Origin of the sequence: Corynebacterium macginleyi (assembly GCF_003688935.1) — a bacterium.
GTDB classification, from domain to species: domain Bacteria; phylum Actinomycetota; class Actinomycetes; order Mycobacteriales; family Mycobacteriaceae; genus Corynebacterium; species Corynebacterium macginleyi.
This window is the reverse complement of sequence record NZ_REGE01000002.1, coordinates 54,513-65,376: the sequence shown is the minus strand read 5'-3', so window position 1 is coordinate 65,376 and position 10,864 is coordinate 54,513. Positions and strand designations below refer to the sequence as shown.

General features: G+C 58.8%; 9 protein-coding genes. 8 read left to right on the top strand and 1 reads right to left on the bottom strand.

Annotation, left to right across the window (positions count from 1 at the left end; genetic code table 11):
* Positions 1-193: 193 nt before the first annotated feature.
* Complete coding sequence (locus tag D9V82_RS02050) at positions 194-508, top strand: 3'-5' exonuclease (RefSeq protein ID WP_167449709.1); 315 nt, start codon at positions 194-196, stop codon at positions 506-508.
* Here the strand turns inward: D9V82_RS02050 and D9V82_RS02045 are convergent.
* Positions 459-1,802, bottom strand: coding sequence for a TIGR01777 family oxidoreductase (locus D9V82_RS02045; RefSeq protein WP_121910742.1), 1,344 nt, complete (start codon positions 1,800-1,802; stop codon positions 459-461). The genes D9V82_RS02050 and D9V82_RS02045 overlap by 50 nt on opposite strands.
* A gap of 145 nt (positions 1,803-1,947) precedes the next feature.
* On the opposite strand from D9V82_RS02045, the gene pyrR reads away from it, so the two are divergent.
* The 7 genes from pyrR to mihF all read left to right on the top strand — a co-directional run bounded on the left by pyrR (position 1,948) and on the right by mihF (position 10,858).
* Positions 1,948-2,556 carry a bifunctional pyr operon transcriptional regulator/uracil phosphoribosyltransferase PyrR gene (gene pyrR, locus D9V82_RS02040; RefSeq protein ID WP_121910741.1) on the top strand — a complete coding sequence of 203 codons (609 nt, stop codon included), beginning with the start codon at positions 1,948-1,950 and terminating at the stop codon, positions 2,554-2,556.
* A complete protein-coding gene (locus D9V82_RS02035) occupies positions 2,553-3,509 on the top strand; it encodes an aspartate carbamoyltransferase catalytic subunit (protein ID WP_121910740.1) in 957 nt (318 codons plus the stop codon). Before pyrR ends, D9V82_RS02035 begins: the two co-directional genes overlap by 4 nt.
* 35 nt (positions 3,510-3,544) lie before the next feature.
* On the top strand, positions 3,545-4,882 hold the full coding sequence (locus D9V82_RS02030; RefSeq protein WP_121910739.1) for a dihydroorotase: 1,338 nt from the start codon (positions 3,545-3,547) through the stop codon (positions 4,880-4,882).
* A 42-nt stretch (positions 4,883-4,924) separates the two neighbouring features.
* Positions 4,925-6,085 (top strand): glutamine-hydrolyzing carbamoyl-phosphate synthase small subunit, encoded by a 1,161-nt coding sequence (gene carA / locus D9V82_RS02025; RefSeq protein ID WP_238995897.1) that lies wholly within the window; start codon positions 4,925-4,927, stop codon positions 6,083-6,085.
* Positions 6,086-6,110: 25 nt separating this feature from the next.
* On the top strand, positions 6,111-9,452 hold the full coding sequence (gene carB / locus D9V82_RS02020) for a carbamoyl-phosphate synthase large subunit (RefSeq protein WP_121910737.1): 3,342 nt from the start codon (positions 6,111-6,113) through the stop codon (positions 9,450-9,452).
* Positions 9,436-10,275 carry an orotidine-5'-phosphate decarboxylase gene (gene pyrF / locus D9V82_RS02015; RefSeq protein ID WP_121910736.1) on the top strand — a complete coding sequence of 280 codons (840 nt, stop codon included), beginning with the start codon at positions 9,436-9,438 and terminating at the stop codon, positions 10,273-10,275. Before carB ends, pyrF begins: the two co-directional genes overlap by 17 nt.
* A gap of 259 nt (positions 10,276-10,534) precedes the next feature.
* Entirely contained in the window at positions 10,535-10,858 is a 324-nt protein-coding gene (gene mihF, locus D9V82_RS02010) for an integration host factor, actinobacterial type (protein WP_121910735.1), read from the top strand.
* Positions 10,859-10,864 lie beyond the last annotated feature (6 nt).

Here is a 10,864-nt window from a genome sequence, read left to right as displayed (position 1 = left end):
GTAGGGCTTGACCTCGAAAAGTAGACACACCGGGTCAGGCCTGATCGCGGATGGATCGAAAATGTATTTAGCTTGAGCGTGTCAAGTTGTTTGAGTGTGGGGTTTGGTTTATCGGTAATTGTCGAAACTGTCGGGGTAGGCCACGGCCATCTGGTCGATGGCTTGTTTCCAGCCGGAAACTCGGGCTCCTTTCATGAGTCTTCCGGCTGTCGCTGAGACTCGTTTGGACTGCTTTGCCCTCTGGGCTATCACCCGAACCAACCAGCGTGGGGAGGAGATTGCCCGCCAGTTGGGCGAGCACGACGTTGCCGTTAGCGCCGGGCGCCGGACCTCCCAGGAGCGCCCGGTGGCCGTGATAACGATGCACAACGCGAAGGGGCTGGAGTTTACTCACGTCATCCTCCTTGACGTTAACGACGACGCCCTCCCGCAGCCCGGAGCACTGCAATGGCCTGGACCTATAGCAGGCTCTCGCCGCCGAGTTCGTGGGCCAAGGCAGCGTCGATAGTGGGGTAGCGGAAGGTATGGCCTATGTTCTCCAGCACCTGTGGTTTCACGCGTTGGTCGGCCAAAGCGAGTTCTTGCGCGCCTTCCTTGCCCAAGAGTAGGGCGGGGCCAAATGTGGGGATCGGCAGTATGGTGGGGCGGTGTAATTCAGCTCCTAAAGCAGAGACGAATTCCTTGTTGAGCACGGGGTTTGGGGATGCCCCATTGACCGGTCCCGCCAACTTTTCGTCGACGATGGCGCGGATATATGCATCGGTGAGATCGTCTAAGGCAACCCAGCTATACCAAAAGTTGCCGTCACCAAAAGCACCACCCAACCCTGTGAAAAATATCGCGCGCAACAGTGGCAGTAGCCCGGAGTTTCCGGACATCACGATGCCGGTGCGGATATTGACCACGCGTTTTCCTGCCTCACGGGCGGGTGCGCAGGCTTGTTCCCAGTCCGCCGCGACATCAGCAAGAAAGCCTTCGCCCCGCTCGGCGTCCTCCGTTAGTAAATCATCGCCGCGCTCAACACCGTAGAAGCCGATGGCAGAGGCACATACCATGGTGTGCACGGAATCGGTGGAGGCCACCAGGCGTGCGAGATTTTCGGTAGGGCCCACGCGGGAGTCGCGGATATCGGACTTATGGCTATCGTTAAAGCGCCCAAAGATGGGTTCGCCGGCTAGGTGCACTAGTACGTCGACACCCTCAAGCAGATCGGGATGCGGGTGATGTGGCCGCCACTCGCGCTGGCCGGATTCCGCCGTGCCGCGCACGAGCTGGATCACGGTGTGGCCTAGGGTCTGGAGCTGCGCGGTAAGCGCGCTGCCAACGCCGCCGCGCGAGCCGGTCATAGCAATGGTCAAAGGCTTGTCGCCGAGCTGGCTTTCGCGGAGGCGATTTTCAAAGGAAATGTCCTCGATCAGCTGGTGCTGCCGGTAGGCGAATACCGAGTTGAGGGCCTTAGCAGGAATGCGGGTATCGACTTCATCTGTAATTAGCGTCCCGTCTGGGTGATCGGCAAAACGGTGCGTATGGCGCCATTTGACAAATTTGCGGATGGGTGTGTTGATGCAGACATCGCTGAAGCTATACCCGGCTTGGTAGTGCGCCAGGTCGTGCTGGGCAGTCCACTTCACACCCCCGGGTAGGGCGAGCAGGGAGGTACCATCTCCCAGATCGGTGGCCTGCTGTACCGGCTTCATAAAAGCGAAAGGCGGGTTGAGGCGCGTCAGCGCCCCTGGCCGGGTATGCCATTGCCAGACATGTTCGCGGGCGGCTGGAACTACGTGTTGTGCGGAGAAACTCATTGTGTAATGCACCTCTTTCGACTGGGCCTCACCCACATGGCGGGTGAGGTGCTAAAGTAATACGTGTCTATCAGCATAGACGTCTCAAAGTCCATTGACAGGCATCCTTTAATGACCGCACCGTGAGGCGGGGAAGGAGGTCACGATGAGTGGAACTGACGTGAACGCGAACGAGTTGGAGCTTTTAAGCTCCGATGATGTCTCGCGTACCGTTGCACGCATCGCGCACCAGATTATTGAAAAGACGGCGCTCGATTCCGCGGAGTCTCCGCGGGTCATTTTGCTGGGCATCCCATCAGGGGGAGTGCCCTTAGCGCAGCGCCTCGCGCAGAAAATACATGAGTTTTCCGGGGTCCCCGTTCCGTGGGGCTCACTCGACATCACGTTGTACAGGGACGATTTGCGTAACTTCCCGCACCGCGCCCTGCAACCGACCTCAATTCCAGACGGTGGTATCGATAATGCCACAGTCATTCTGGTCGATGATGTCCTATATTCCGGCCGCACCATCCGGGCTGCCCTCGATGCCTTGGGCGATGTCGGACGGCCTTCCATCATTCAGTTGGCCGTATTGGTCGACCGCGGGCACCGCGAAGTTCCCATCCGCGCCGATTATGTGGGCAAGAATCTGCCCACGGCGCGGGAAGAAGATGTCTCCGTATATATCCAGGACATCGATGGACGCGATGCCGTCATTCTTACCCGCTCTACGTCCGCTGGCCATGCCGCGCAGATAAGGGGAATACATTCATGAAACACCTCATCGATACCGCGGAATTATCCCGCGCGGAGATCATCGCCCTCATGGATGAGGCCGATCGCTTCCGCGAGGCGCTCGATGGCCGCGAGGTTAAAAAACTCCCGACGCTGCGTGGCCGCACAATTTATACGCTCTTTTATGAAAACTCCACGCGCACGCGCTCGTCCTTTGAAACGGCCGGCAAATGGATGTCCGCTGACGTTATCAACCTCTCAGCGTCCACGTCATCAGTGAAAAAGGGGGAGTCCCTGAAAGATACGGGCCTGACGCTGGCAGCCATTGGTGCCGACGCCATCATCATGCGCCACCCGTCCTCCGGCGCGCCGCAACAGCTGGTCCAGTGGGTGGATCCGGATGGGAAGGGTCCGGCCGTAATCAATGCCGGCGACGGTGCACATCAGCACCCGACGCAGGCACTGCTTGATGCCGTAACTATGCGCCAGCGCCTTGGCCTGCGCGGCGATAATGGATTTGCGGGTCTGAAGGTAAAGATTGTTGGGGATTGCCTGCACTCGCGTGTGGTTCGCTCCAATGTGGATCTGCTGCACACCTTGGGCGCCGAGGTTACCCTCGTGGCCCCTGCGACCTTAATGCCTTGGGGCGTTGACAACTGGCCGGTGCGCGTATCGTATGACTTTGATGCCGAGATTGCTGATGCCGATGTGGTGATGATGTTGCGCGTGCAGCAAGAACGCATGAACGGCGGCTTCTTCCCCTCCCACCGGGAGTATGCGCAGCTATTCGGGTTATCGCAGCAGCGCGCCGCGGCCTTGCACAAGGATGCCATCGTCATGCACCCCGGTCCTATGCTGCGCGGCATGGAGATTAACTACGCCGTGGCCGATATGGACAAGACCACGGTATTGCAACAGGTCAACAACGGTGTACACCTGCGCATGGCAGTGCTTTTTACGCTGCTGACAAATGGCGATAACGCCGGGATTTAAATCGGGCAGACAATAGCCTCTTAAAGGGAGAGAAAATGACTGAGTACCCAGCCACCGGGCGGCTCTCTGCCGTGGCCGAGAACCCACTATTGATAAAAAATATTCGTCTGTACGGGGAAGGCGAGCCCACCAACGTCCTTATTCGCGATGGGATTATTGACTCCATCGGGCCTGAGGTACAGGCAGAGGAAGCCGAGATTATTGAAGGCAGCGGCAACGTGCTGCTGCCTGGCCTCGTAGACATGCACGTTCACCTGCGGGAGCCAGGCCGCGAGGACACCGAGACCATTGAGTCTGGTTCCAAGGCCGCGGCCAAGGGTGGGTTTACTGCGGTCTTTACTATGGCCAATACAACGCCGGTTACGGACCAACCCATCATCGCCGAATCCGTCTGGGCAAAATCCCAGGCAATCGGGTTATGTGATGTCCACCCAGTCGGTTCCATCACCAAGGGTTTGGAAGGCAAATCCCTCACGGAATTTGGCATGATGGCGCGTAGCGATGCCAAGGTTCGCATGTTCTCGGATGATGGAAAGTGCGTGCAAAACCCCCAATTGATGCGCCGCGCGCTGGAATACGCCAAGGGCATGGATGTGCTGCTTGCTCAGCACGCCGAGGATGATCGCATGACCGGTGGGGCGTCCGCCCACGAGGGCGAAAACGCCGCCCGTTTGGGCCTGCGCGGTTGGCCGCGCGTTGCGGAGGAATCCATCGTCGCCCGCGACGCTTTGCTGGCCCGCGATTACGGCAACCGCGTGCACATCTGCCACGCCTCGACGCAGGGCACGGTGGAACTACTGGAGTGGGCAAAGGAACATGATATTCCACTCACTGCAGAGGTCACCCCCCACCACCTGCTCATGACCGATGACAAACTGCGCACCTACGATGGCCTGTTTCGGGTGAACCCGCCATTGCGCGAAGAGCGTGATACGCAGGCGCTGCGCCAGGCGCTTCTTGATGGCACTATTGACTGCGTGGCCACCGACCACGCGCCGCACGGCTCCGAAGACAAATGCGTGGAATTCGAAAATGCGCGCCCTGGCATGCTGGGGCTGGAGTCCTCGCTCGCGGTCATAGCCAAGCTCTTTGTGGAAACGGGCCTGGCGGACTGGCGTTTTATCGCTCGCGTAATGTCTGAGCGTCCCGCCGAGATAACCCGCTTGCCAGGCCACGGTCGCCCCTTGGAAGTGGGGGAGCCGGCCAACCTGACCATCGTCGACCCACAACACCATTGGGTATCTGATTCCGCGCAGCTCGCATCCAAGTCTCAGAACAACCCTTATGCAGGCGAGGAATTTAGTGCGCGAGTCACGCACACTATCTTGCGCGGCTCGGTGACGTTCGATTTAAACGCCGCTATTCAGGACTAACCTTGCACACAGCATCCAATCAAGGCACAGAAAGGCCACGACGTGACTGATAAAACCCCAGCAATCCTTGTCCTTGCGGATGGGCGTACCTTCCGTGGCTACGGCTTCGGCGCGACCGGCACTACCCTCGGTGAGGCCGTATTCACCACCGCGATGACCGGTTACCAAGAAACCATGACGGATCCGTCATACCACCGTCAGATCGTTGTATCGGCCGCCCCACACATTGGCAATACCGGCTGGAACGATGAGGACAACGAGTCCCACGGCAATAATATCTGGGTCGCCGGCCTCGTTATCCGCGATCTGGCTCGCCGCGTATCCAGCTGGCGTGCTGAGCGCAGCTTGAGCGAAGAAATGCAAGCCCAAGGTGTCATTGGTATCCGCGGCATCGACACCCGCACCTTGGTGCGCCACCTGCGCAACTACGGTTCTATCTCAGCGGGACTCTTCTCCGGCGAGGCTGCTAACCGGCCGGTGGCGGAACTCCTCGAAGAGGTAAAGGGTCAACCTAGCATGGAGGGAGCGGATCTCGCAGCCGAGGTATCCACCGATAAGCCCTATGTTGTTGAGGCTAAGGGAGGGAAAAAATACACCATCGTTGCCTTAGACATGGGCGTGAAATCCGCTACGCCGCGCTACCTTTCTCAGCGCGGTATAGAGACCATCGTGGTGCCTTCCACGACCACCTTTGCAGAAATCCAGTCCCATAACCCGGATGGCGTATTCGTCTCCAATGGCCCAGGAGACCCGGCCACCGCCGATGACACCGTCGATACCATCAAAAAGGTGCTCGAGGCGAAGATCCCGTTTTTCGGCATCTGCTTTGGCAACCAGCTTCTAGGTCGTGCGCTCGGTTTGTCCACCTATAAGATGAAATTTGGCCACCGTGGCATCAACGTCCCGGTACGCAACTTGCTGACTGGCAAGATAGATATCACTTCCCAAAACCACGGTTTCGCACTGCAAGTCCCCGATAATTATGACCTGGCGAATAAAGACGCCGAATTCGACTCGGACTTCGGCCCGGCCCACATTACGCATATCTGCTTGAATGATGACACAGTCGAGGGCGTTGCCCTGCGCAATGGCATGGCCTTTTCAGTCCAGTACCACCCGGAATCGGCAGCAGGCCCGCACGATGCCAACCCGCTTTTTGATCAATTCTTAGAGCTTATGGCCAACCACACCCCGAATAAGTAGTCACCCAGGAAAGGGAAGAAATATTATGCCTAAGCGCACTGACATTAATCACGTCCTGGTCATCGGCTCCGGGCCCATCGTCATCGGCCAGGCCTGCGAGTTCGACTACTCGGGAACCCAGGCCTGCCGCGTTCTCAAGGACGAAGGTCTGCGCGTGACCTTGGTGAATTCCAATCCCGCGACCATCATGACGGATCCGGAATTCGCTGACCACACCTACGTCGAGCCCATCGAACCGGAATATATCGAAAAAATTCTGGTCAAGGAGGCTAACGAAGGCCACCCCATTGATGCCGTCTTGGCTACCTTGGGCGGACAAACCGCGCTGAACGCTGCGGTGCAGTTGGACCGCCAGGGCATCTTGGATAAGTATGATATCGAGCTCATTGGCGCCGATATTGATGCCATCGAACGCGGTGAGGACCGCCAAAAGTTTAAGGATATCGTGGCCTCGGTAGGCGGAGAATCCGCGCGCTCGGCGGTGTGCCACAACATGGACGAGGTCCACGAGACCGTCGACAAGCTTGGCCTGCCCGTGGTGGTGCGCCCGTCTTTTACCATGGGTGGCCTGGGCTCCGGCCTAGCCTTTAATAACGAGGATCTGGATCGCATCGCCGGCGGCGGACTGGCGGCCTCGCCTGAGGCCAACGTGCTGATCGAGGAATCCATCCTTGGCTGGAAAGAATTCGAGCTTGAGCTGATGCGCGATGGTGACGATAACGTGGTGGTCGTGGCCTCTATCGAAAACGTCGATGCCCTGGGTGTGCATACCGGTGACTCTGTCACCGTGGCTCCCGCGCTGACGCTGACGGACCGCGAGTTCCAGAAGATGCGTGATCTGGGCATCGCCATCATCCGCGAGGTCGGTGTTGATACCGGCGGTTGTAATATCCAGTTCGCCTTGAACCCAGAAGATGGCCGCATCATCGTCATCGAAATGAACCCACGCGTGTCCCGGTCCTCGGCGCTGGCATCTAAGGCAACGGGTTTTCCCATTGCCAAGTTGGCCGCGAAATTGGCCATCGGGTACACCTTGGACGAGGTGCAAAATGACATCACCGGCGAAACTCAAGCGGCGTTCGAGCCGACCTTAGACTATGTCATTGTCAAGGCTCCCCGCTTTGCCTTTGAGAAGTTCCCCGGTGCCGATGACACCTTGACCACGACGATGAAATCGGTGGGCGAGGCCATGGGCATCGGCCGCAACTATATCTCCGGCCTGAATAAGGTCATGCGTTCGTTAGAAAACAAGCCCAGCGGTTTCTGGACCAAGCCAGATGAATATTTCGCGGGCGAGCGCGCCACCGACGTACAAGCGGTGCTCAAGGATCTTGAGCGCCCCACCGAGGGCCGCATGTATGACATTGAGCTGGCTTTACGCCTCGGTGCTTCGGTGGATGAGATCCACGCAGCCTCCGGTGTGGACCCGTGGTTCATCGCGGAGCTAGAGGGATTGGTGGAATTTCGCCAGGAGCTCGTAGATGCCCCCGTGCTCACCGAGCAGCTTTTGCGCGAGGCAAAGGTTTTTGGCCTTTCTGATGCCCAAATTGCCGCCCTGCGCCCCGAGTTCAACGGCGAAGACGGCGTACGCAGCCTGCGGTGGCGCATGGGAATCCGCCCCGTCTTCAAGACCGTCGATACGTGCGCCGGCGAATTCGAGGCGCAAACGCCGTACCACTACAGCTCCTATGAGCTCGACCCTGATGCGGAGACCGAGGTCCACCCCGCGCCGGAAGGCTCGAAGGGCAAGATCATCATTTTGGGATCTGGACCCAACCGCATCGGCCAGGGTATCGAATTCGATTACTCCTGCGTGCACGCCGCCCTTGAGCTTTCCCGCGAAGGCTATGAAACGGTGATGATCAACTGCAACCCGGAGACGGTATCTACGGACTATGACACCGCCGACCGCCTATACTTCGAGCCTTTGACCTTCGAAGATGTCATGGAGGTCTACCACGCGGAGTCAGCCTCCGGTGAGGTCGCCGGTGTGTTGGTACAGCTGGGTGGCCAAACTCCGCTGGGCTTGGCAGGGCGTCTCCACGCCGCCGGAGTACCAGTGGTGGGAACCAGCCCGGCTGCCATCGATTCCGCCGAGGACCGCGGTGAGTTCGGCAAGGTTCTCGATGAGGCAGAGCTGGCAGCGCCCGCGTATGGAACCGCTACATCCTTCGAGGAAGCCCGGAAGGTAGCAGCATCCATCGGTTACCCAGTCCTGGTTCGCCCTTCTTATGTGTTGGGCGGTAGCGGAATGGAAATCGTCTACGATGAGCAGTCGTTGGAGAACTACATTTACCGCGCCACCGAGCTCTCCCCAGACCACCCGGTATTGGTGGACCGCTTCTTGGATTCGGCCATCGAGATCGATGTCGATGCTTTGTGCGATGGCAATGAGGTCTACCTCGGCGGCGTGATGGAGCATATTGAGGAAGCCGGCGTTCACTCCGGCGACTCCTCCTGCGCCCTGCCCCCGATGACGCTAGGCCCAGAGGATATCGACAAAGTGCGCGAGTCTACTCGCCGTTTGGCCGAGGGCATTGGTGTTAAGGGCCTGATGAACGTCCAGTTCGCTCTAAAGGACGACATCCTTTATGTCATCGAGGCCAACCCGCGCGCTTCGCGTACCGTTCCGTTCGTTTCCAAGGCGACGGGCGTGCCGCTCGCCAAGGCTGCGGCCCGCATCATGATGGGATCGACCATCGCGGAATTGCGGGAAGAGGGTCTCATCCCGTCGGCCTATGATGGCGGTTCATTGCCGCTCGACCACCCGATTGCGGTCAAGGAAGCGGTCTTGCCATTCGAGCGATTCCGCCGGCCAGACGGCAGCCTTTTGGATACCCTATTGTCCCCAGAGATGAAGTCCACCGGCGAGGTTATGGGGTTGGCTACGAACTTTGGTGCTGCTTACGCCAAAGGCGAAATAGCGGCTTTTGCCGTGCCGCCTACGGAAGGGACCATTTTCGTCTCCGTAGCCAACCGCGATAAACGTACTTTGATTTTCCCCATCCAGCGCCTGGCGCGTATGGGCTACAAGATCGTCGCCACCTCCGGTACCGCGCAGATGCTGCGGCGCAACGGCATCGAGTGCGAAGTTGCCGTGAAAGTTTCCGAGGCCAAGGATGGAGAAGAATCCATCGTGGACAAAATCTTTAACGGCGAGATTGACTGGATCCTCAATACCCCAGCCGGTTCGGCCGGTGCACGCCACGATGGCTATGATATCCGCGCCGCAGCGGTACACATGGGCCTGCCACTTGTCACGGTGGTCCAGGGTATTACAGCGGCGGTGCAGGGTATCGAGGCTTTGCGCCAAGGTGATTTGCAGGTCCGCGCACTTCAGGAGCTTGAGCATGGACCACGCAACTAACACCTTTGGGCAGCGCTTGGCAGCCGCCGGCCGCGAACGCGGACGGCTCTGCGTAGGCATTGACCCGCACCCTTACCTCTTAGAACAGTGGGGATTGGATAATAGCGCGGAGGGTTTGCGCACATTTAGCTTGCGCTGCGTCGATGCTTTTGCAGATACCGCTGCCCTGGTGAAGCCGCAGGTGGCTTTCTTCGAGCGCTTCGGAGCCGCAGGTTTTGCGGTCTTGGAAGAAACGCTGGCCTGCTTGCGCGAGGTGGGATGCCTCACGGTTGCAGATGCCAAGCGTGGCGACATTGGCTCCACCATGGAAGGCTATGGTGATGCCTGGCTAGGGGAGAGCTCGCCCCTGCGCGCTGACTCGCTCACCCTATCGCCTTACCTCGGAGTGGGGGCGCTGGGCGTGGCTATTGCCACCGCGCAAAAAAACAACCGCGGTGTATTTGTCCTAGCGGCCACCTCTAACCCGGAAGCGCGTGCCATTCAGGCGGTGCCTGCAGGCACCGCGGACTCCATTGCGCAAGCAGTTGTGGATGAGTGCGCAGCCTTTAACGCCGCGGAGAAAAAGGCCGGCGTGCCCGGAAGCGTGGGTGTTGTGGTGGGCGCGACGGTGGAGAATCCGCCCGGCTTGGACGTCCTAAACGGCCCAGTGCTCCTTCCCGGCGTCGGCGCCCAAGGGGCGGGTCCCGTACAGGTCAACGCTATTGTCTCGCAGTGTCCGCAGCATGGATTTGCGAATGTGTCGCGCGCCGTCTTGCAACGCGGCCCAAAGGTCGATGACCTGCGTAAAGCGGTGATAGAGACCGCAGATCAATTCCGGGATTAGAACACGCGGTGGGGCCGATTAACGGCCGCGCCGTTTACCTGGTAGTTTGGTCTAAGCATGTGCGTTGACGTGCTAAAACGAGTGGCCCGTCCGGGCCGTTGATCGTCATCGTGTCACTAGCGGTGCTAGGATGATCAGAAGTCGGTGTGCTCGAAGGTTCAGGGTAACTTTCCGCGGTATTTCCATCGCGTTTGGCATCCGGAATCTGGTACCCAGTGCCAGAAGTAATAGAAGCAATTTAATGAATCGGAGGAAACTCGTGGCCCTTCCAAAGTTGACTGATGAGCAGCGCAAGGAAGCTCTCGCAAAGGCCGCTGAGGCCCGCAAGGCTCGCGCTGAGCTCAAAGCTGCGCTTAAGCGTGGCGAGACCGACCTAAAGGATGTGCTGGAAAAGGCAGAGACCGATGAGATCATCGGCAAGACCAAGGTATCTGCACTCCTCGAGGCTCTGCCTAAGGTTGGCAAGGTCAAGGCCAAGGAAATTATGGAAGATCTGGAGATTGCACAGACCCGTCGCCTGCGCGGTCTGGGTGAGCGGCAGCGTCGTGCTCTTCTTGAGCGCTTCGGTTACGGCGACGAATAATCACGT

Bases quoted from the DNA above. Each gene is read 5' to 3' on its own strand.
- D9V82_RS02045 (WP_121910742.1), bottom strand. From the start codon at position 1,802: ATGAGTTTCTCCGCACAACACGTAGTTCCAGCCGCCCGCGAACATGTC.
- D9V82_RS02050 (WP_167449709.1), top strand. From the start codon at position 194: ATGAGTCTTCCGGCTGTCGCTGAGACTCGTTTGGACTGCTTTGCCCTC.
- D9V82_RS02035 (WP_121910740.1), top strand. From the start codon at position 2,553: ATGAAACACCTCATCGATACCGCGGAATTATCCCGCGCGGAGATCATC.
- carB (WP_121910737.1), top strand. From the start codon at position 6,111: ATGCCTAAGCGCACTGACATTAATCACGTCCTGGTCATCGGCTCCGGG.
- pyrF (WP_121910736.1), top strand. From the start codon at position 9,436: ATGGACCACGCAACTAACACCTTTGGGCAGCGCTTGGCAGCCGCCGGC.
- D9V82_RS02030 (WP_121910739.1), top strand. From the start codon at position 3,545: ATGACTGAGTACCCAGCCACCGGGCGGCTCTCTGCCGTGGCCGAGAAC.
- pyrR (WP_121910741.1), top strand. From the start codon at position 1,948: ATGAGTGGAACTGACGTGAACGCGAACGAGTTGGAGCTTTTAAGCTCC.